The organism is Aggregicoccus sp. 17bor-14 (genome assembly GCF_009659535.1).
Classification (GTDB): Bacteria; Myxococcota; Myxococcia; order Myxococcales; family Myxococcaceae; genus Aggregicoccus.
In genome coordinates, this window is the sequence record NZ_VJZZ01000005.1 from 181,516 (window position 1) to 200,716 (window position 19,201).

The 19,201-nt window shown below is 73.9% G+C and carries 16 protein-coding genes; 7 read left to right on the plus strand and 9 right to left on the minus strand.

The annotated features are described in order from the left end of the window. Positions 1-203 precede the first annotated feature (203 nt). Together FGE12_RS11735 and FGE12_RS11740 are read left to right on the plus strand one after the other, a co-directional pair. Positions 204-440 (plus strand): hypothetical protein, encoded by a 237-nt coding sequence (locus tag FGE12_RS11735; RefSeq protein WP_194797809.1) that lies wholly within the window; start codon positions 204-206, stop codon positions 438-440. 27 nt (positions 441-467) lie between these two features. Continuing rightward, complete coding sequence (locus tag FGE12_RS11740; protein WP_153866512.1) at positions 468-1,310, plus strand: hypothetical protein; 843 nt, start codon at positions 468-470, stop codon at positions 1,308-1,310. 164 nt (positions 1,311-1,474) lie between these two features. Here the strand turns inward: FGE12_RS11740 and FGE12_RS11745 are convergent, their stop codons facing one another. Then, on the minus strand, positions 1,475-1,924 hold the full coding sequence (locus tag FGE12_RS11745) for a thioesterase family protein (RefSeq protein ID WP_153866513.1): 450 nt from the start codon (positions 1,922-1,924) through the stop codon (positions 1,475-1,477). A 144-nt stretch (positions 1,925-2,068) separates the two neighbouring features. Here FGE12_RS11745 and FGE12_RS11750 point away from each other — a divergent pair, with 144 nt between their 5' ends. Together FGE12_RS11750 and rlmN are read left to right on the plus strand one after the other, a co-directional pair. Continuing rightward, a complete protein-coding gene (locus FGE12_RS11750; RefSeq protein WP_153866514.1) occupies positions 2,069-2,272 on the plus strand; it encodes a cold-shock protein in 204 nt (67 codons plus the stop codon). Positions 2,273-2,367: 95 nt separating this feature from the next. Then, entirely contained in the window at positions 2,368-3,438 is a 1,071-nt protein-coding gene (gene rlmN / locus FGE12_RS11755) for a 23S rRNA (adenine(2503)-C(2))-methyltransferase RlmN (RefSeq protein WP_153866515.1), read from the plus strand. A 15-nt stretch (positions 3,439-3,453) separates the two neighbouring features. Here rlmN and FGE12_RS11760 read toward each other — a convergent pair whose 3' ends face one another. Further along, on the minus strand, positions 3,454-4,062 hold the full coding sequence (locus FGE12_RS11760) for an isoprenylcysteine carboxylmethyltransferase family protein (protein ID WP_153866516.1): 609 nt from the start codon (positions 4,060-4,062) through the stop codon (positions 3,454-3,456). Positions 4,063-4,123: 61 nt separating this feature from the next. After that, positions 4,124-6,028: a hypothetical protein gene (locus tag FGE12_RS11765; RefSeq protein ID WP_153866517.1), complete on the minus strand. Its 1,905-nt coding sequence runs from the start codon at positions 6,026-6,028 to the stop codon at positions 4,124-4,126. A gap of 89 nt (positions 6,029-6,117) precedes the next feature. Between FGE12_RS11765 and FGE12_RS11770 the strand changes: the two genes are divergently transcribed. Beyond that, positions 6,118-6,936 carry a class I SAM-dependent methyltransferase gene (locus FGE12_RS11770; RefSeq protein ID WP_153866518.1) on the plus strand — a complete coding sequence of 273 codons (819 nt, stop codon included), beginning with the start codon at positions 6,118-6,120 and terminating at the stop codon, positions 6,934-6,936. A gap of 55 nt (positions 6,937-6,991) precedes the next feature. On the opposite strand, the gene FGE12_RS11775 is transcribed toward FGE12_RS11770, so the two are convergent. The 4 genes from FGE12_RS11775 to FGE12_RS11790 are packed head-to-tail and all read right to left on the minus strand — an operon-like array spanning position 6,992 to position 13,544. Continuing rightward, the gene (locus tag FGE12_RS11775; protein WP_153866519.1) at positions 6,992-8,506 is read right to left on the minus strand and encodes a TolC family protein; all 1,515 of its coding nucleotides are present in this window, start codon (positions 8,504-8,506) and stop codon (positions 6,992-6,994) included. Positions 8,507-8,545: 39 nt separating this feature from the next. Beyond that, entirely contained in the window at positions 8,546-11,674 is a 3,129-nt protein-coding gene (locus FGE12_RS11780; RefSeq protein WP_153866520.1) for an efflux RND transporter permease subunit, read from the minus strand. Positions 11,675-11,685: 11 nt separating this feature from the next. After that, positions 11,686-12,771 carry an efflux RND transporter periplasmic adaptor subunit gene (locus tag FGE12_RS11785; protein ID WP_153866521.1) on the minus strand — a complete coding sequence of 362 codons (1,086 nt, stop codon included), beginning with the start codon at positions 12,769-12,771 and terminating at the stop codon, positions 11,686-11,688. A 2-nt stretch (positions 12,772-12,773) separates the two neighbouring features. Beyond that, a complete protein-coding gene (locus tag FGE12_RS11790) occupies positions 12,774-13,544 on the minus strand; it encodes a TetR/AcrR family transcriptional regulator (protein WP_153866522.1) in 771 nt (256 codons plus the stop codon). Between the two features lie 210 nt (positions 13,545-13,754). Here FGE12_RS11790 and FGE12_RS11795 point away from each other — a divergent pair, with 210 nt between their 5' ends. Then, entirely contained in the window at positions 13,755-14,951 is a 1,197-nt protein-coding gene (locus FGE12_RS11795; RefSeq protein WP_153866523.1) for an ABC transporter substrate-binding protein, read from the plus strand. 29 nt (positions 14,952-14,980) lie between these two features. On the opposite strand, the gene FGE12_RS11800 is transcribed toward FGE12_RS11795, so the two are convergent. After that, complete coding sequence (locus tag FGE12_RS11800) at positions 14,981-17,299, minus strand: ATP-binding protein (protein ID WP_153866524.1); 2,319 nt, start codon at positions 17,297-17,299, stop codon at positions 14,981-14,983. A gap of 256 nt (positions 17,300-17,555) precedes the next feature. On the opposite strand from FGE12_RS11800, the gene FGE12_RS11805 reads away from it, so the two are divergent. Continuing rightward, positions 17,556-18,041 carry a YbhB/YbcL family Raf kinase inhibitor-like protein gene (locus FGE12_RS11805; RefSeq protein ID WP_153866525.1) on the plus strand — a complete coding sequence of 162 codons (486 nt, stop codon included), beginning with the start codon at positions 17,556-17,558 and terminating at the stop codon, positions 18,039-18,041. Here FGE12_RS11805 and FGE12_RS11810 read toward each other — a convergent pair. Beyond that, positions 18,038-18,901, minus strand: a complete 864-nt coding sequence (locus FGE12_RS11810; protein ID WP_153866526.1) for an Ig-like domain-containing protein — start codon at positions 18,899-18,901, stop codon at positions 18,038-18,040. The genes FGE12_RS11805 and FGE12_RS11810 overlap by 4 nt on opposite strands. Positions 18,902-19,201 lie beyond the last annotated feature (300 nt).

Genomic DNA, 19,201 nt, shown 5'->3' on the forward strand with positions numbered 1-19,201 from the left:
GGGCAAGGCCGTGGGAGTACCAAGCAAGCCGTCGAGCGGGCTGGCCGCCCGCCTGCACTCCGGTGGAGGGAGCGGAGGGGGAGCAGGCGTGGACCCACATGTGGGGAATGGGGGCTTGGCGCGGTGCGTAGCCATTCCTACCAGGGGAGGACGCCTTTACGTCGATCCACGCCCCGCCCTTCCAACTCCCCAGGAGGCCCGCTGTGCCCTGCGCCAAGCCCCGTCCCACCGCCCTGAAGAAGGTGGTGCGTGCCGATGCACCCATCTCCGAGTTCCGCAACCTCTACTGCCGCCACTACGGCGCGTGCATCGACGTGGCGGTGCGCGCCGGCTGGGAGAGCTTCACCTGCGCCCGCTGCCCCTTCTTCCACACCGGCGCGAAGCCCGGTGCCTCCGAGCACGCGTTCGATCAGCCCGGCGACATGGGCATCACGCTCTAGGCGCGAGTATGGGATGAGACGCCCGCGATGAGCGTCTCCTTCCACCTGTGCCAGCCCGGCGGCGGCGCCTCCTGCGGCGCGTGCTGCGGGCTGTACAACTTCCGCGACCACTCCCGCGAGGCGCTCGCGCAGCGCCTCGCGCGGCACACGGCCCGGCTCCAGGGCGTGGCGCGCGAGCCCGCGGCCTTCCGCAAGGCGGCGCGCGCGAGTGCCGACGAGGACCGCGCCCTCGCCCTCTTCCCCGCCGTGCGCATCTGCCCGCTGCTGGGCTTCCTGCCTCCAGACGGGAGCGGCGGGGAGCGCGTGGGCTGCCTCGCGCACCCGCGCGTGACGGGCGGCGTGGACCTGCGCGACTGCGGCGTCTACCGCGCGGAGGTCTGCGAGACCTTCACCTGTCCCTCCTTCGGCTGGCTCTCGGATGCGCAGGCGCGGCTCGTCCAGGCGGCGTGCGCGGACTGGTACCTCTACGGCCTCGTCATCACCGACGTGGAATTCGTGCAGGGCTGCCTGCGGCTGCTCGCGTGGGAGTGCGGGCGCGAGGTGCCCTGCGAGGCGCTGCTCGCGCACGGCCCCGCGCTCGCCGCCCTGCGCCGGCTCTTCGCGCTGAAGGAGGCCGCGGCCGCCGAGACGCGCGGAGCGGCGCCGGGCGGCGCGCGCGCAGGCGGCGTTTTCGGGCGCTTCCGCCCGGACGCGGACGGCGAGCCGCAGCTGCAGGCGCTCGACTACGCCGCGCTCGGAGCGCACGCGGCGCCGGAGGACGACGTGGTGGTGTGCCTCGGGCACCTGCCCGCGGACGGCAGCGCGCTCGAGCGGGCGCGGGCTCAGGTGCGCTCCCACGTGCGCGCGGTGGCCGCGGCGCTCGAGGGCTGAGGCGGGACGGCGCAGGGGAACGCCCCCCCGCCCCGAGCGAGCCGGACCGTGTCCAGCAGCCTCGCTCCCCTGCACCGTCCTTCCGCAGTTCAGCTGAGTTTCCGGGCTGCGGGCAATGGCCCTGGCCCTTCGGGCCATGCGCTGCCGGCACACATGCACCTCCCTCAGCGCGGCTTGGGCGCGTCGAGGCTGCGGCCACCCTCGAGCCCCTGAATCGCCTCGCGCAGCGCGGGCGGCAGGGGGACCTTCTCGTAGGTGGGGTAGCGCACGGTGACGATGGTGGTGCTGCCGCGCGCGTACGCGGCGCCGGTCTGCGCGTCCTCCACCGCGTACTCCATGAGGAAGCTGGTGTTGCCCAGGCGCCCCACCCGCGCGCCCACCTCGAGCGTGGCGGGGAAGAGCACCGGGCGCAGGTAGTCCACCTGCGCGGAGGCCAGGATGGGCCCCACCCCGAGCCCCGTGCCTGCCTGCTGGCTCCACAGCCCCACGCGCTCGAGGTAGGCGATGCGGGCGGCCTCGAACCAGGCGAGGAAGCGGGCGTTGTTCACGTGGCCGAAGGCGTCCATCTCGCCCCACTGGACGGGAAAGCGCACGCTGACGGGAAAAGCGTTCATGGCAGAGGTGTTCCTAGGTGGGCAGGCCCGCGAGGGTGTGCTCGACAACGAGGACCTGCGTGGGTTAGAGGACGGTCCTCGGCCCGCAACAGGGCCGAAATGGGGGGCGGCAGTCGCCCTCCAGCGAAGGAAAGAAGAACGAGAATGGCAACCGGTACCGTGAAGTGGTTCAACGACGCGAAGGGCTTCGGCTTCATCACCCAGGACGGCGGCGGCGAGGACGTTTTCTGCCACCACACCGCCATCCAGGCGGATGGGTTCCGCACTCTGGCCGAGGGCCAGAAGGTGGAGTTCGAGGTCGCCCGCGGCCCCAAGGGCCTGCAGGCCCAGAACGTCCGCCCGATCTGAGCCGCTTCAACGGCTGAGATGCTCCCGAGCCCGGCCCTCGCAGAGGTGCCGGGCTCTTCCATTTTTCCCCCACTCCCGCCCCCTCGCCTGCCCCCATGCTGAACCTGTACGACCACACCCGCGCCGCGCTCGCGGAGCAGCTCGCCCCGCTGGGCTTCAGCGGCTTCCACCGCGACCTGGTGTGGGAGGCGCTCTACCGCCGCCACGTGACGGGGCTGGACGCGGCCGCGCTGCCGGGCCTGCGCGAGGAGCTGCGCTCTGCGCTCGCGAGCCACGCGCAGGTGGGCGCGCTGGCCACGCACCTGGAGACCTTCAGCCAGGACGGCTTCACCCACAAGCTGCTCCTGCGGCTCGCGGACGGGCAGACGATCGAGACGGTGCTGATGCGCTTCCAGGGCCGCGCCACGGTGTGCCTCAGCACGCAGGCGGGCTGCGCCATGGGCTGCGTGTTCTGCGCCACGGGGCAGATGGGCTTCGTGCGCCACCTCACGCCCGGGGAGATCGTCGCGCAGGTGGTGCACGTGAGCCGCGTGTTGGCGAAGGAGGGCGAGCGGCTGCGCAACATCGTGCTGATGGGGATGGGCGAGCCCCTGCACAACTACGACGCGACGATGGCCGCGGTGGACATCCTCACCGACCCGAAGGGGCTCGCCATCGGCCCGCGCTTCATCACCCTGTCCACGGTGGGCGTGGTGCCCGGCATCCGCCGGCTCGCGGACGAGGAGCGCCCGGTGCAGCTCGCGGTGAGCCTGCACGCGGCGACGGACGCCGAGCGCAGTGCCCTGGTGCCCGCGGGCAAGAAGTGGCCGCTCGCGGAGCTGATGGACGCGTGCCGCTACTACTCCGAGAAGCGCGGCCGGCGCATCTTCTTCGAGTGGGCGCTCATCGCCGGGCAGAACGACTCCGCGCAGACGGCGCACACCCTGGGGCAGCTGCTGCAGGGGATGGATGCGCACGTGAACCTCATCCCGCTCAACCCCACCGCGGGCTACCGCGAGGCGCCCAGCAGCCCCGAGGCGGTGCGCGCCTTCCAGGACGTGCTCGCGGGCTACGGGCTGCCCAGCACCGTGCGCCAGCGGCGCGGCATCGACATCGACGCGGGCTGCGGCCAGCTCAAGGCCGAGAGCGAGCGGCGGCGCCGGCAGGCCGCGGCCGCGACGCCCTAGCGGGCTGCGGCGCCCTCAGGGTGCGCGCGCCGCCCGCGGCCACGGGAGCACCGCCGGCACGCGGGCGCGGTAGGCCGCGTACGCGGGGCCAAAGGTGGCCTCGAGCAGCTGCTCCTCGGTGCGCACCCGCAGCGCGGTGCCGGCCGCGTAGAGCGCGAGCCCCAGCAGCAGCGCGAGCGGCGCGCCCTGCGCGAGCGCGGTGGCGCCCAGCAGCGCGAGCAGCGCGGTGTAGATGGGGTGGCGCACGAGCGCATAGGGCCCGGTGGTGACGAGCTCGTGGCCCTCGAGCATGCGCGCCTGCAGGCTCCACTGCTTTCCGAGGTGCGCGACGGCGCGCGGCCCCAGCCACAGGGCGAAGGCCACCAGCAGCGCCGAGAGCGCGAGCTGCAGGGCGCCCGCGAGCACTCCCGTACCCACGAGCAGCGTGCCCGCGGGCCGCCGCCAGCCCCACAGCAGGCCCACGCCCGCCCCCTGCACGAGGATGCCCACCCAGGAGAGCGGCGCGCGCCGGGCCGCCCCGGGCCCTCCGCGCCGCCGCGCGAGCAGCCCGAGCCCGAAGCCCACCCAGCCCACCAGCGCGAGGGCGATGAGCCCCCGGTCCAGCTGCGCGTCCGTCCACGTCATGGCGTGCCTCCTCGCAATCCCGCGAGGCTCATATCGCAGCGCCCGCCCTGCGTGCGCGCGCTCAGGGCAGCTCGCGGGCGAACTGCGCGCGGTAGCGGGCCTTGAGCGCCTCCAGCTGCGCGCCCTGCCCCCCGGCGCGGTACTGGCGCGCGAGCAGGCGCCAGGCCTCCTCGTGCGCGGGCTCCAGCGCCACCACGCGCTCCAGGTGCGGGCGCGCCTCGGCGGGCTGGTGCTTCGCGTCCGCCATCCAGCCGAGCAGGAAGTGCGCCTGCACCAGGTCCTCTTGCGCCTCGAGCGCGCGCAGGCACAGCGCGCGCGCTGGGACGAGCTGGCCCGTGCGCACCTGCGCCTCGCACTGCAGCTGCAGCACCAGGGGCGCGCCGGGGAAGTCCTTGCCCAGGCTCGCGGTGGCGGTGCGCGCCTGCGCGGAGGCGCCCCGCTCCAGCAGCGCCTCGATGTCGCGCACGCGGCGCACGAAGCGGCCCTCCTGCTCGGGCGGCACGGCGCTCTTCGCGGGCGGAGGCGGCAATCCCATCCAGTGCCGGGTGCGCGCCGCCCAGGTCGCGACCTCCTCCGCGCCCTGCTGCCCCTTCGCCTGCGCCGCGGCCTCCTCCGCCCAGCTCACGCAGGAGGCGTTGCGCAGGAGGCCCGCGAGCGCGAGCCACACGCCCGGGTTCTCCTCGGGCGGATGCGCCTGCAGCCGCGCGCGCGCCCGCACCAGGTGGGCCTCGGCCCCCTCCGGGTCCTTCGCCTGCAGCCGCAGGCTCGCGAGGTTCAGCGCGGGCGAGGCCTCCTCGGGGAAGGCCTTGTCGGCCGCCTCGCAGCGATCAGCCGTGCTGGGCTGCGAGGGCGCCACGCGGCTCGAGAGGTAGCAGGCCATCACCTGCACCGCGGCGTTGCGCCGGTAGCGCGGTACCAGCGGCTCGAGCGTCTGGGCGGCCACCTCGAGGCGCCCCGCGTGCTCCAGCGCGACCACCTGCTCGAAGCGCTTGCGGTCCCCGGCGGAGAGCTGCTGCGGCGGCTCGCGCGTGAGCGGCTCCTCGCCCGACTGCACGCGCTCGGCCCACGCGAGCACCTCCTGCTTCGCGGGGCCCTCCCACGCCGGCCACGCCGTGGTGGAGAGCAGCTGGGTGAGCTCGGCGGCCCAGGCCTTCTGCGCCTGCACGTCGCGGCGCGCCTGCGGCACGTGGCGCAAGGAGAGGGCGAGCAGCTGCAGGGTGGGCGGCGAGAAGCCCGCCTGGGTCACGTCGTAGACGGGGGCCATGGTCCAGTGCGAGTCGGACTCGTGGAAGGCGCCCAGCGTGTGCGCCCACTCGTGCAGCAGCACCGAGGTCTCCTTGTGCAGCTTGCGCTCGCGGTAGAGCGCGTCCTGCTCCGCGGAGGGCAGGTGGCTGAGCACGCCGAGGATCTGCTGGTGCTCCTCCGGGTTCTCCATCCCGCGCAGCACCATGTGCCGGCCGAACATGCGCGCGCGGCCCAGGTCGTTGTGCGAGGCGGTGAAGACGCGCAGCGCGGGCAGCAGCCCCACCACCAGGTCCACGTCGTCGCCCGGGTCCAGCGCCTCGAGCGCCACGAGCGCGCCCTCCAGGTCGCGCGTGTCGGCGGGCAGCGAGCAGGGGCGCGCCGAGTCCAGCTCGAACACCACCCCGAGCGTCCCCTCCACGTCCTGGCTCGCGCGCCGCAGCTGCTCGGTGAAGTCGCGCTCCCAGTGCAGCCCCTGCGCGCGGTAGGCCTCGTCCGCATAGAGGCGCACGCGCACGGTGCGGTGCGGGGGCGCCTCGGGGCGCGCGCCGGCCGGGGCGGGCGCCGCGGGCGGCGCGTAGGTCTTCGGGGCCAGGCTGCGCGCGTACTCGCGCTCGTAGTCCACCTGCCGCTTCACGCAGGCGAGCGTCCCCGTGAGAAACAGAGACAGCAGCAGGGCGGGCGCGCGCGAGAGGGCAGCGCGCGGCAGGAGGCGGCGGGGCACGGGGAGATCCTTCGCGGGGGAGGGGGTGCGTGACTCTCGCATGGCCCCACGGTGTACGGACAAGGGGGGGTATCCTGGGCCCTCCCGTCATGCCCGACCTGCTCCCCTCCTCCGCGCCGCCCGCGGGCCGCCGCTGGCCTCTGGCCGTCACCACCTCGGACCGCAGCGCGCCCGAGCTCGCGCGGCGCGCGCAGGAGGCCGCCCGGGAGGTGGGGGCCGCCTACCTGGAGCGCACCCACAAGCGCTCGCTCGCGTCGATGCTCGAGCGCGACGCCGACGCGCTGGTGGTGCTCGAGGCCGAAGGGGTCTCGCTCGTGGACGCGCAAGGGGCGCTGCGCTTCTCGCCGGGCCTCGCGCACCTGCGGGTGAAGCAGCTGGATGCAGGCGTGCAGGAGGACATGCTCCTGCGCATGGGCGGGCTCGCCGAGGGCGAGCGCGTGCTGGACTGCACCCTGGGGCTCGCCGCCGATGCGCAGGTGGCGGCGCGGCTCGTGGGGCCCACGGGCGAGGTGACGGGGCTGGAGAAGAGCGCGGCGCTCTACCTGCTCGTGCGCCACGGGCTCGCGGGGCTGCCGGCGCATCCGCGCGCGGGAGCCCTGCGGGTGGTGCACGCGGATGCGGCACAGTTCCTGAGGACGCACGCCTCGGGCGCCTTCGACGTGGTGCTGCTCGACCCGATGTTCGGCCGCGCGCGCCCCTCCTCCGTCGCCTTCGCCACGCTGCGCAGGCACGCGGACCACGGGGCGCTCACGCGCGAGCTGCTCGCCGAGGCCCAGCGCGTGGCGCGCCGGCTCGTGCTGCTCAAGGGCGCGCGCTACTCGCAGGACTTCAAGAAGCTCGGGGTGCGGCCCGAGCCCGCCCGGCCCAACGCCACGGTGCTCTGGGCGCGGCTGCCGGGGAGCGGGTGACGCGAGCTTCGCCCGGCACCCTCACCCCGGCCCTCCCCCAGGGGGAGAGGGAGCACTACTTCAGGAGCGGCTCCGCGTTGATGTACGCGGCGAGACGCCCCTCGGCGGCGGCGAGCTCGGCGCGGCGGATGTCCACCGCGGCGCGCGCCTGGGCGGCGTTGCTGGTCGCGAGGAAGCGGCGGGTGTCCGCGTCCGAGAGCTCCAGGCTGGTGGCCACGCCCGCCTGGGCGCTCGCCTCCACCTGCTTCTGCACGCGCGTGGCGAGCTCCGCCTGGCTCTCGGCCTGGGCGGCCTGGGCCTCGGCGGCGGTGATGTTCGCGCGCGCGGAGATCCACGCGGCCTCGGCGCGGGCGCGCGAGCCCTCGAAGTTCGCGCGCGCCTGGGCGAGCTTCGCCTCGTTCTCGTGCTTCGCCGCGTAGCGCAGGCCACGGTCGTAGAGCGGGAGGTTCGCCGCGAGGAGGACGTCGTAGGTGACGTTCTTGCCCGTGAACCCCGAGTTGGAGTTGTAGTTGCCGCGGCCGATGGCCGCGACGGTGGGCAGCCACGCGTACTTGTCGAAGCGGGTCACGCCCTCGGCCGCCTGCACCGCCTTCTGCGCGCTGCGCACGCTGAAGGCCTGCAGCCAGGGCTTCTCCTCCTGGCGCCCGCTCACGCCCAGCTCCGTCTCCGGGGCGCTCTGCGGGTCGGGCTGGATGGCCTCACCGGTGAGCGACTGCAGCACCGCGAGCAGGCCCTCGCGCTGGCCGTAGAGGTTCGCCAGCTGGGCGCGCGCCTGGGCGGTCTCCGCCTGCGCGCGCAGGAGCGCGACCTCCACCGCCACGCCGGCGCGGATCTGCGCGTTCGCGTCGCGCTCGCGCCGCAGCGCCACGGCCTCCGCCTCCTGCGCCGCCTGCACCGCCTGGTTGATGCCCTTGAGCCCCAGGTACGTGCGCGCCACGCCGAGCAGCACCTGCTCGCGCGCCTCCTGCGCGCCCAGGCTCGCCGCCTCGGCACCGGTCTTCGCCGGGCCCACGAGGAAGGCGCCCTGCGGGCTGAACAGCGGCTGGGAGATCTGCACCGTGGCGAGGCGCGACCACTCGGCGTTGATGGTGATGGGGTTGCTCAGCGCGTCGATCGCCGCCTGATTCACCGGCGTGAGGCCGTAGGCCTTGCCAATCCCGGTGATGAGGTCACCGAAGTTGAAGATGGCCGGCGCGCTGGAGCGGACGAGCTGGCCGCTCGCGCTCACGTCCGGGCGCCACGCGGCCCACGCGCGGCTCACCGCCGCGTCCGCCTGCTCGGCCTGGGCGCGCGCCGCCGCCACGTCCGGGCTCTGCTTCGCGGCGAGCGCGAGCGCCTCCTTGAGGGACACCACGCGACGGGTGGTGTCCTGCTTCACCTCGGTGGGCGCCGAGGGGTTCTCACCGGGCCGCAGTGCGGGCGGCTGGGCGGAGGGCGCAGGAGCCTGCTCGGCCGCGGGGGGCGCGCCGGTGGGGGCGGGGGCGGTGTTGGTGGGCGCGGGGGTCTGCGCCAGGGCGGCGCTCGCGCCCAGGAGCGCGAGCAGGGAGACGGAGCTGCGAAGCGTAGTCATAGAAGGGGGTCCTGATGAGTCCGGGGAGCGCCGGGTTACTTACGCGGCCCGCTCGTTTTGCGCCGCATCCGCGAGCGAAGGATGTGAAGCAGAGGTGCTCGCACTGTTCAGGCGCTTGCGCCGGGTGGGGCTGAGGCGCTCCATGCCGGCGAACACCACCGGCACCACGAGTAGGGTGAGGAAGGTGGAGGTGATGACTCCGCCGATGACCACGATGGCCATGGGCGCGCGGAACTCCGCCCCCAGGCCGGTGCCCACGGCGGTGGGCACCATGCCGATCGCCATGGCGGCGCTGGTCATGAGGATGGGGCGCAGGCGGCGCGGGCCCGCCTTGAGCAGCGCCTCGTCCACGCTGTCGCCCTCGCGCAGGTGCTGCAGGGCGCCGTCCACCAGGAGGATGGCGTTCTTGGTGACCAGGCCCATGAGCAGGATGACGCCGATCATCGCGCCGAGGCTCAGGTTGTAGCCGGTGACCACCAGGCTGAGCAGCGCGCCCACCAGCGCGAGCGGCAGGGACACCATGATGGTGAGCGGGTGCTTGAGGCTCTCGAACTGGCTCGCGAGCACCATGAAGATGAAGACGAAGGCGAGCCCGAACGCGGCGCCGAAGGCGCTGTTCTGCTCGTCCAGGCTCTTCATCTGGCCGTCGTAGACCACCCCGTAGCCGGGGGGCAGCGGGTGCGCGGCCACGTCCGCCTTGAGCGCGTTGGCGATGTTGCCGAGCGCCGCGCCCTTGCCCAGCTGGGCGTAGACGGCGATCTGCCGCTCGCGGTTCTCGTGCTCGATGACGCTGGGCCCGTCCGCGAGGTCGACGTTCGCCACGTCCGTCACCGGGCGCAGCCCCTGCGGCGTGTAGAGCTCGAGCGCGCGCACGCGCTCGGGCGTGCTGCGGTCGCGCTCGGAGAGGCGCACGCGGATGTCCGTCTCGTCGGTGCCCTCGCGCAGCTTCGCCGCCACCGTGCCGTCGATGGCCAGGCGCAGCTGGGTGGCGAGCGCCGCGGAGCTGAGTCCCACGTCGGCGGCGCGCGCGCGGTCGATGGCCACCTGCAGCTCGGGCTTGGGCGGGTTGGCCTCCACCTTCACGTCCGCGGTGCCCTTCATGTCGCGCAGCACCTGCGCGATGCGCTCGGCCTCCTGGTTCACGCGCGAGAGCTCCGGCCCGGTGATGCGCACCATGATGGGGAAGTAGTCGCCCAGGCCCTCGATGGTGGGCGGGTCCATCAGGTTCACGCGGGTGGCCGGCAGGTTGGGCACGAGCAGCGCGCGCACCTCCTCCTTGAGCACCTGCACGCCCTTCTTGCGCGCGTGCTTGTCCACGGTGAGCACGCGCAGGCGCGCCTTGTTCACGTCGCCGTTGGTGCCCACGATGGCGTAGATGTCCGTCACCTCGGGCACCTTCTTGATCAGCGCCTCGGCCTCGGCGGTGCGCTGGCCGGTCTCCTGGAGGCTCGCGCTGTCGGGCAGCTGCAGGTCCACGATGAACTGGCTGCGGTCCTCGGGCGCGATGAACTCCGCGCCCAGGCGGGTGGCGCCGGCGAAGGAGACCACCACCACCAGCGCCGTGATGCCCACGGTCAGCCACTTGTGCGCGAGCACCCAGTGCAGCACCCGCGTGTAGAAGCGCTCGGTGGCCTCGAAGCCGCGGCGGAAGAAGGCCGCCACCCGGCCCTCCCGGCGCACCTCGCCGGGCTTGCGCGCCCTGGCGAGGCGCGCGGAGAGCATGGGGTCCAGGGTGAAGGAGATGAAGAGCGAGATGAGCACCGCCATGCTCATGGTGATGCCGAACTGCTTGAAGAACTGGCCCACGATGCCGGGCATGAAGGCCACCGGCACGAACACCGCCACCAGGGCGGCCGTGGTGGCGAGCACCGCGAGGCCCACGTCCTTGGTGCCCTCGCGCGCCGCCGTCTCCGGGTCCTCTCCCTGCTCGAGCCGGTGCGTGATGGCCTCTCGCACCACCACCGCGTCGTCGATGAGCAGGCCGATGGCGAGCGAGAGCGCCAGCAGCGTCATCTGGTTCAGCGTGTAGTCGAAGAGGTACATCACGAAGAAGGTGCCGATGACGGAGGTCGGCAGCGCGAGGCTGGAGATGAAGGTGCCGCGCGGGTCCAGCAGGAACATCAGGATGATGAGGATGGCCATCGCGCCGCCGAAGATGAGCGCGACGTAGACCTCCTTGGCGTTCTCCCGGATGTAGAGGCTCTGGTCGATGAGCAGCGAGGTGGAGAAGCCGTTGCCCAGGGAGGGCGAGAGCTCGGCGAGCTTGTGCTTCACGTCGTCGCTCACCTTCACGGTGTTGCTGCCCGGCTGCTTCACCACCTCCACGATGACCGCGTCCGTGCCGTTGAGGCGCGCCACGGTGCGCCGCTCGGTGACGCCGTCCGTGACGGTGGCGATCTCGTCCAGGCGCACCTGGGCGCCCGTCTTGCTGCGGGCCACCGGCAGGGCGCGCAGGGCGTCCACGTCCTTGAACTCGCCGAGGCTGCGCACGGTGAGCTCGCTGGGGCCCAGCGCGAGCCGGCCCGCGGGCAGGTTGAAGTTCTCCGCGCCGATCTTCTGCGCCACGTCCAGGGGGCTGATGCCGGCGGCCCGCGCGCGCTCGAGGTCCAGGTCCACCTGGATCTCGCGCACGTCGCCGCCCGTGATGCGCACCTCCGCCACGCCCTCGATCTGCGCGAGCGCGGGCTTGAGCTTGTCGTCGATGAGCTTGCGCAGCGTCTGGCTGGGCAGCTGCGCGCTCGCCGCGTAGGTGAGGATGGGGGTGGCGCTCACGTCCACGCGGCCCACCACGGGCGCGTCCGCGTCCTGCGGCAGCTTGCCCACGATGCCCGCCACCTTGTCGCGCACGTCCTGCACGGCGGAGTCCAGGTTGGTGGAGAGCTTGAACTGCACGACGACGGTGCCCAGGTTCTCGCGGCTGAAGGAGTGGATCTTGTCCACACCGGCGATGCCCGCCACCGCGTCCTCGATGGGCTTGACCACCTGGGTCTCGATCTCACCGGGGCCCGCGCCCTTGTAGACCGTGTTCACCAGCACCACGGGGAAGGACACGTCCGGGTACAGGTCCGTGCCGAGGCGGTTGAAGCCCATCACGCCGAGCACGATGAGCAGCAGGGAGACCATGGCCGTGAACACCGGCCGCTTGATGGAGACGTTGCTGATCAGCATGGTGGCTCCCCCTACTTGACCGAGACGCGGGCCCCGTCGGTGACGCCGACGGACGGGTAGTCGATGACCTGCGTGAGCGGCTCCTGCGCCTGCACCACCACCTCGCGCGCGCGGCGCTCGAGCACCTGCACCGCCACCCGCCGCGCCTTCTCCTGGTCCACCACGAACACGTGGTCGCCGCCCGAGCTGGACAGCGCCGTCGCGGGCACCAGCAGGGCCTGGCGCGGCTCACCGAGGTTGAGCGAGGCGCGCGCCAGGGTGTTCGCCACGAAGCGGCCGTCCGCGTTGGGCACCACCAGCTCCACCGGCACGCGCCGGGTGGCCGCATCCGCGCTGGGCAGCACCGTGCGCACGGTGGCCTCGTCGCTCGAGACCCCGCCGCTCGCCGCCTCGACCCTCACCTTGCTGCCCACCTTCAGCTGCCCGCGGACGCCCTCGGCCACCGTGGTCTTGAGCAGGAGCGAGTCCACCTGCTCGAGCGTGAAGAGGCTGGTGCCGGGGGCCACCGTGGCGCCCACCTGCTCGGGCGCGTCGATGACGGTGCCAGCGAAGGGGGCGCGCAGGTCGTGGCGGCGGCGCGCGGCGCGCGCCTGCGAGAGCTGGGCGCGCGCGGCGAGCACCTGCGCCTCGGCCTGGGCGGCCTGCGCGGCGCTGGTGCGGCTCTGCAGCTCGCTCACGCTGCCCTGCCCCTTGAGCGTGGCCTGGCGGTCCGCGAGGTCGCGCGCCATGGTGGCCGCGGCCTCCGCCGCCTGCAGCGCCGCCTCGGCGCCCGACACCTGCGCGTCCGCGATCTCGCTGTTGAGCTGCGCGAGCACGTCCCCCTCCTTCACCCTCTGCCCCTTCTTCACCTTCACGGTCGCGAGCCGCCCGCCCACCTCGAAGCCCAGCTGCAGCCCCTTGGCCGGGTAGAGCTGGCCCGTCACCTCCTCGCGCGCGGCGGCCTGCACGCTGCGCGCGGCCACCAGCTTCACCGCCTGCGCGAGGGGCGCGGCGGCCGGCGCGGCGGCTGCAGGGCCCTTCGCGTCCGCCTCCTGGCAGCCAGAGAGCGAGACGAGCGCGAGCGTGGCGGAGACGGCGACGAGCGGGCGCAGCTTCATGATCATGACCTCTTGTGGGAACGGCGGGTCGGCGCGCGGGTGCTGCCTGCGCGCTGAGAAGGGGGATGGGCGGCGGCGGGCGCGCGCGGGGCGCGCGGCGCCGGAGCCTGCGGGGCCACGGCGGGCCGGGGCGCGCTGCCCTCGTGGATGAGCTGCTGCAGCGAGCGCGCGAGCGCGGCGAGGTCCGGCTTCTCGCGCATCTGCGCCATCTGCTTGCCCACCAGCAGGTAGGTGCCGATGACGAAGGAGCCGAAGAGCTGCGGGTCGATGTCCCCGCGCCCCTGACAGGCGCCCTGCATGGTGGAGAAGGACTGGGCCACGCGGGCCACCTCCCGGTCCACCAGCTCCCAGATGAGCGTGGCGAAGGGCGTGCCCTGGCTGCCGCGGATGAGCACGTCCAGCACGTCCCGGTAGTCCCACATGGACTCGAGCGCGTGCATGTCGTGCCCCGCCTCGAGCGCCACGTAGCGCTCGTAGCGCTCGCTGCGCTCGAGGTAGTCGCGGTCCCCGAGCAGCCCCTCCTCCTGCAGGAAGGCCTGCATGTCGGCCTCGCGCGCGGCGCTCTCCTGCTCGAGGCGCGCGGTGAGCCCCTGCACCACCTCGCCGAACAGCGCCTCCTTGGATTCGAAGTGCAGGTAGAAGGCGCCCTTGCTGAGCCCGCAGGCGGCGGTGATGTCCTCGATGCGCGCGCCCCGGATGCCCTGGCGCACGAACTCCGCGCGGGCGGCGCGCATCAGGGCTTCACGGGCGTGCGGGTCTGCGGGTCGGGCCATGACGCGGCGTTACTAACCCGGCGGTCAGAAATGGGCAAGGGTTTATGAACGCCGGGTCACAAACCCCTGGTGGGCTCGCGGAATCAATGCCGGGAGACCTTCCCCATGTCGTCTGGTGGGGGCAGGGAGGCGAAGCGGCGCTTCAGCGGTGTAGAAGGGAGGGCCACATCCCGAACCCGAGCCGTCCCCGCCCCGAGAGAAGGAACGCCCATGCGCCGTCCCCTGCCCCTCCCCCTGCTGCTACTCGGCCTGCTCGCGCTCGTCGGCTGCGAGCGCAAGGCGCCGCCCGCCCCCGCCCCTGCGAGCGCGAGTCCGGCGGAGGCAGGCGCCGGAGGCCCGGCGCCGGCGGCCGGGACGATCCTGCTGGGCGAGGTGGGCAGCCTCACCGGCAGCGAGGCCACCTTCGGCATCAGCGCGCGCAACGGCATCGCGCTGGCCATCGAGGAGGCGAACGCGGCCGGCGGGGTGAAGGGCCGCAAGGTGGCGGTGCGGGTCTACGACAGCCAGGGGCGCCCCGAGGAGGCGGCGAGCGCGGTGACGCGGCTCATCAGCCAGGACCACGTGCTGATGATCCTGGGCGAGGCGGCGAGCAGCGTGAGCCTCGCGATGGCGGAGAAGGCGCAGGCGGCGCGCCTGCCCATGATCACCCCCACCTCCACCGCGGTCGAGGTGACGGCGAAGGGCGACTACATCTTCCGCGCCTGCTTCATCGACGCCTTCCAGGGCAAGGTGATGGCGAAGTTCGCGAAGGAGAACCTGAAGCTCTCGAAGGTGGCGGTGCTGCAGGACAACAAGAGCACCTACAGCATCGGGCTCGCGGACGTGTTCGTGCGCGAGTTCAAGCAGATGGGCGGCAGCATCGTGGGCCACGAGAGCTACAGCAAGGGCGACACGGACTTCCGCGCCCAGCTCACCGCGCTCAAGCGCGGCAAGCCCGAGGCGCTGTGGGTCCCCGGCTACTACACGGACGTGGGGCTCATCGCGCGCCAGGCGCGCGAGCTGGGGATCAACGTGCCGCTGCTGGGCGGCGACGGCTGGGACAGCGACAAGCTCTTCGAGCTGGGCGGCAGCAGCCTGGACGGCAGCTACTTCGCGAACCACTACGCACCGGAGAACCCGGACCCCGCGCTGCAGCGCTTCCTCGCCGCATACAAGAAGGCCTACGGCAGCGTGCCGGACAGCGTGGGCGCGCTCGCCTACGACACCGGGCGCCTCGCCATCCACGCCCTCACCGAGGCGAAGAGCCTCACCGGCCCCGCCCTCCGCGACGTGCTCGCCCAGACGAAGGACTTCCCCGGCGTGACCGGGAAGATCACCTTCGACGCCCAGCGCAACCCCCAGAAGCAGGCGGTGGTGCTCAAGGTGGACGACGGCCAGGCGCGCTTCGTCACGACAGTGAGCCCCTGAGGCCCTGAGCCCCTGAGGCCCCGCGACCCCTAGCTGTGCCCGCCGCCCGGAGGCGCGGCGGGCTCGGCGCCGCCGGCTACGGGGCTCCCCGCCGAGCCCCCCTCGCGCGCGGCGAGCGCGGGGTCCCTGGGCAGCTCCACGAGGAAGGTGGCCCCCTCGCCGGGCACGCTCTCCACGCGGATGCGCCCGCCGTGCGCCTCCACCAGCTGGCGCACGATGTAGAGCCCCAGCCCGAAGCCCGCCTTGCCCTCGCCGCTGGGGGCGCGCTGGAAGCGCCCGAAGATGCGCGCCTGGGCGTCCGCGGGGATGCCGGGGCCGCGGTCGCGCACGCTCAGGTACACCTGGCCCCCGGCGCCCCAGGCGCGCAGCTGCACGGGGCGGCCGCGGCCGAACTTGAGCGCGTTGGAGAGCAGGTTCGTCACCACCCGGTCCAGGCGCAGCCGGTCCCAGCGGCCCACCAGCCCCGGCGCGAGCTCCGCCGAGAGCGCGACGCCGGCCTCCGCCGCCTGCTCCGCCGAGCGCTCGACCACCTCGCGCACCAGCTCCCCGAGCTCCAGCTCGCCCAGCTCCAGCACCAGCGCGCCGGAGGAGGAGCGCGAGAGGTCCAGCAGGTTGTTGAGCATCTGCCCCAGGCGCTTCGTCTGCTTGTCGGCCGCCATCAGCCCGCCGCGCACCTTCTCGTGGTCCTCCAGGTCCGTGCGCCGCAGCTTGCTGAGCAGCAGCTGCAGCATGTGCAGGGGGTTTGCGAGGTCGTGGGCCGCGACGCCGATGAGCTCGAGCGCCTCCTGCGCCTCGCGGTAGAGCCGCGCGTTGTCCAGCGCGAGCGCGGCGCGGCCCGCGAGCTCCTCCACGAAGGCGCGGTCGGTGTTGCTGAAGCGCCGCTCCTCGCGGGTGCTGAACAGCGCGAGCGCGCCGAGCGCACGCTCGCCCACCACCAGCGGGACGATGAGGAAGGAGCGGAAGGCGAGCTCCTCGAGCAGCGCGCGCTCGTCCGGGTCCGACGCCACGCGCTCGGCCATCTCGCGCGTCACCTCGGGCACCAGCGTGCTGCGCCGCGTGTCCAGCGTCTGCCACACGCCGAAGGGGGTGCCGGGGGTGGGCGGGAAGCGGCGCACCAGCTCGCGCAGCCGCAGCTCCTGCTCGCGCTCCGCGTGCACGATGGCCGCCGCGCTCACGCTCTGGGCGCCGGGCGCCACCAGGTACAGGATGCACGCGTCCGCCACCTCGGGCACGGTGAGGCGCGCGAGCTCGGTGACGGTGACGTCCGGGTCCAGCGCGCGGTTGAAGAGGCGGCCCGCCTCGGCGAAGAGCCGCTGGGCGCGCTCCACGCGCTTGCGCTCGGTGATGTCGCGGGTGACGCAGGCGAAGCCCTCCAGCTGCCCCGAGGCGCTCTTCACCGGGGTGAGCAGGAACTCGGCCCAGAAGCGGGTGCCGTCCTTGCGCAGCCGCCAGCTCTCGCCCTGCAGCCGCCCGTCGCGCAGCGTGCGCTCCAGCTCGCGCGCGGGCAGCCCGCGCGCCTGGGCCTCGGGGGGATAGAGCGCGCTCACCGGCTGGCCCAGCACCTCCTCCTCGCGCCAGCCGTGGATGCGCTGCGCGCCCGCGTTCCAGTGTGTCACCCGCCCCTGCGCATCCAGCAGCATCAGCGCGTAGTCGCGCACCGCGTCCACCACCAGCGCGAAGCGCTGCTCGCTCTGGTGCGCGCTCTGGTTGAGCCGGGTGAGGGGCCGGGTGAGCACCCAGCCGAGGCTCGCCGCGAGCGCGAGCCCCAGCGCGGTGGAGACGAACACCAGCACCAGCGCGCGCCGGGTGGCGCGCGCGTCCGCGGCCGCGCCGGCTGCGAGGTGGCGGTCCACGTGCGCGCTCAGCTGCGAGAGCAGCAGCTCGGTGGCCACGCGCGGGCCCTGCAGCTCGCTGCCCACCAGCTCGCGCAGCCGCCCCGGCGTGGCGCCGTCCTCGCGCGCGCGGCGCACCTTCTCCACCGCCGCCTCGTGCCCGGCCTCGGCCGTGGCGAGCTGCGCGAGCAGCGTGGGGCCGGGCGGCTCCACCAGCCGGCGCTGCAGCTCGGCGTGCAGGCGGCGGAAGTCGCCGCGCGCCACGCGCGCGTCCTCCTCGAAGAGCAGGTTGCCGGAGAGCGCGTAGCCGCGCGAGGCGCCCACCTTCTCGCTGAAGGCGCGCCGCAGCTGCTCCACGAGCAGCCGGTCCTCGGAGGCATCCAGCGTCGCTGCCCTGCCGCTCAGCGCGAGCGTGCGCAGCGCGAGCACCGAGCTTGCGGCGAGCGCGAGTGCGATGAGCAGGGCGGTGACGAAGCCCACCCCGACCCGCTGCGCGAACGACCAGGTGCGCCCCATCGGCCCATGTCCTCACGCGCACCGCGAAGCTGCGCCCCTCACCTCTCCCCCGCGATGAACCTGCAGCGCATTCGTACCCTGGAGTACCCGCCCCCGGGGCCACCGGGCCTGTCCGCTAGGCGGCGTCGCACAGGGAGCGTCCCCCTGGCCGCGGTGTCCTCCGCGCGGAAGGCCGGGCGGCCGCCCTCCCCTGTCTCGCCTGCCACGCCGCGTACGCGCACCGTGCGGGGAGCACACCCGGACCCGGAGGCTGGCCATGTCCCTGCAGCTGCACTCGGAGGACTTCGAGGAGGGAGCTCCCCTGCCGCGCCGCCTCACCTGCGAGGGAGAGGACCGCTCGCCTGCGCTCGCCTGGGAGGGCGCCCCACCGGGCACCGGTGCCTACGCGCTGGTGGTGGACGACCCGGATGCGCCGGACCCCGCCCACCCGCGCACGCGCTGGGTGCACTGGGTGCTCTACAACCTGCCGAAGGAGGCGCGCGGACTCCCCGCGGGGGCGAGCGGGGCGTCACTCCCGCCCGGCGCGCGCGAGGGGCTCAACGACTGGCAGCGCGCGGGCTACGGCGGCCCCTGCCCGCCCGTGGGCCGCCACCGCTACGTGCACACGCTCTACGCGCTGGACGGGCCGCTGCCGGACCTGGGCCGGCCGCCCACGCGCGCCGAGCTGGAGGCGGCGATGGGCGGGCACGTGCTCGCGCGCACCCAGCTCATCGGCACCTACCAGAAGGGACAGCCGGGCTAGTTCGCGGTGGCGACCGCGGGGCCCTGCACCACCACCTCGGCGGCGGCGCGGCGGCGGCCGGCGGTCGCCGTGACGACGCAGCGGCCCGGGCCCACCGCCGTCACGGTGCCGTCGGCGCCCACCGTGGCCACGGACCAGTCCGAGGAGAACCAGAGGAAGGGCACCCCGTCGATGACGGCGCCCTTGGCGTTGAAGGCCTGGGCGCGCACCACGTGGGTCTGCCCGCGGCGCAGCAGCGTGACGTGGGTCTCGGTGAGGCCCATGCGCGCGAAGTCGTTGCGCACCACGCGCACGTTGAGCCGGCGGCTCATCTGCCCCACGGTGGCCGTGAGGGTGGCGGTGCCGGGGGAGAGCCCGAGGATGCGCCCGTTGTCCACGCGCGCGACCGTCGGGTCGCTCGAGCTGAAGGTGGGCGCCGCGTCCGTGATGGCGCGGCCCTGCTCGTTCTTCAGCGTCACGCTGAGCGGGAGGCTGCGGCCCTCCTCGAGGAAGTCCACGTCTCCGGTGCGCAGCTCCATGGAGCCGGGGATGGAGACCACCAGCGGGAAGGCGCCGCGCACGCTGCGGCCCGAGAGCGCGACGATCTCCGTCTTGCCGCTGCGCAGCGCCACCACCTGGCCATCCTCCACCGTGGCCACCTCGGGCACGGTGCTCACCCACTTGAGCTTCGCCTTCTCCAGCTTCTGGCCGTGCTTGTCCTGCACCAGCGCGCTGAGCGTGAGCTGCTGGCCGCGCGAGCGCAGCGGCCCCACCTGCTCCGCGGGAGCGCTGAGGGAGATGGTGGCCGGGGACGGCCCGCAGGCCGAGAGGAGGACGGCTGCCAGGAGGGCGGCCGAACGGGCGAGGGTGATGCGGTTCATGGTGGGGAGCACGCGGGGCAAGGCGGGGGCGAGCGGGGGCAGTTGTACCGGAGCGCAGGGCAGAGCGCAAAAAGGGCGGGTTCGGGGGCCGGTTCGGAACGGCGCGTGCCGAACAGGCAGGCCAGGGTCCGCTATTTCCCCCGGCTCCGGATGGGGGCCCGGGTGAATGGGCGGGGCGGCCCTGACGTCCAGGCCACACCCGGGAGCGCCCCGGCTCACGCGGAGCATGCGGGTGGCGTGGCGCCCGGACTAGGGTGCCCGCACCCTTGTTCTGGGGCGCACACCCGCCCCCCTCGCGCC

Bases quoted from the DNA above. Each gene is read 5' to 3' on its own strand.
- FGE12_RS11800 (WP_153866524.1), bottom strand. From the start codon at position 17,299: ATGGGGCGCACCTGGTCGTTCGCGCAGCGGGTCGGGGTGGGCTTCGTC.
- FGE12_RS11760 (WP_153866516.1), bottom strand. From the start codon at position 4,062: ATGACGTGGACGGACGCGCAGCTGGACCGGGGGCTCATCGCCCTCGCG.
- FGE12_RS11785 (WP_153866521.1), bottom strand. From the start codon at position 12,771: ATGAAGCTGCGCCCGCTCGTCGCCGTCTCCGCCACGCTCGCGCTCGTC.
- FGE12_RS11775 (WP_153866519.1), bottom strand. From the start codon at position 8,506: ATGACTACGCTTCGCAGCTCCGTCTCCCTGCTCGCGCTCCTGGGCGCG.
- FGE12_RS11745 (WP_153866513.1), bottom strand. From the start codon at position 1,924: ATGAACGCTTTTCCCGTCAGCGTGCGCTTTCCCGTCCAGTGGGGCGAG.
- FGE12_RS11790 (WP_153866522.1), bottom strand. From the start codon at position 13,544: ATGGCCCGACCCGCAGACCCGCACGCCCGTGAAGCCCTGATGCGCGCC.
- FGE12_RS11770 (WP_153866518.1), top strand. From the start codon at position 6,118: ATGCCCGACCTGCTCCCCTCCTCCGCGCCGCCCGCGGGCCGCCGCTGG.
- FGE12_RS11780 (WP_153866520.1), bottom strand. From the start codon at position 11,674: ATGCTGATCAGCAACGTCTCCATCAAGCGGCCGGTGTTCACGGCCATG.
- rlmN (WP_153866515.1), top strand. From the start codon at position 2,368: ATGCTGAACCTGTACGACCACACCCGCGCCGCGCTCGCGGAGCAGCTC.
- FGE12_RS11795 (WP_153866523.1), top strand. From the start codon at position 13,755: ATGCGCCGTCCCCTGCCCCTCCCCCTGCTGCTACTCGGCCTGCTCGCG.
- FGE12_RS11740 (WP_153866512.1), top strand. From the start codon at position 468: ATGAGCGTCTCCTTCCACCTGTGCCAGCCCGGCGGCGGCGCCTCCTGC.
- FGE12_RS11810 (WP_153866526.1), bottom strand. From the start codon at position 18,901: ATGAACCGCATCACCCTCGCCCGTTCGGCCGCCCTCCTGGCAGCCGTC.
- FGE12_RS11805 (WP_153866525.1), top strand. From the start codon at position 17,556: ATGTCCCTGCAGCTGCACTCGGAGGACTTCGAGGAGGGAGCTCCCCTG.
- FGE12_RS11750 (WP_153866514.1), top strand. From the start codon at position 2,069: ATGGCAACCGGTACCGTGAAGTGGTTCAACGACGCGAAGGGCTTCGGC.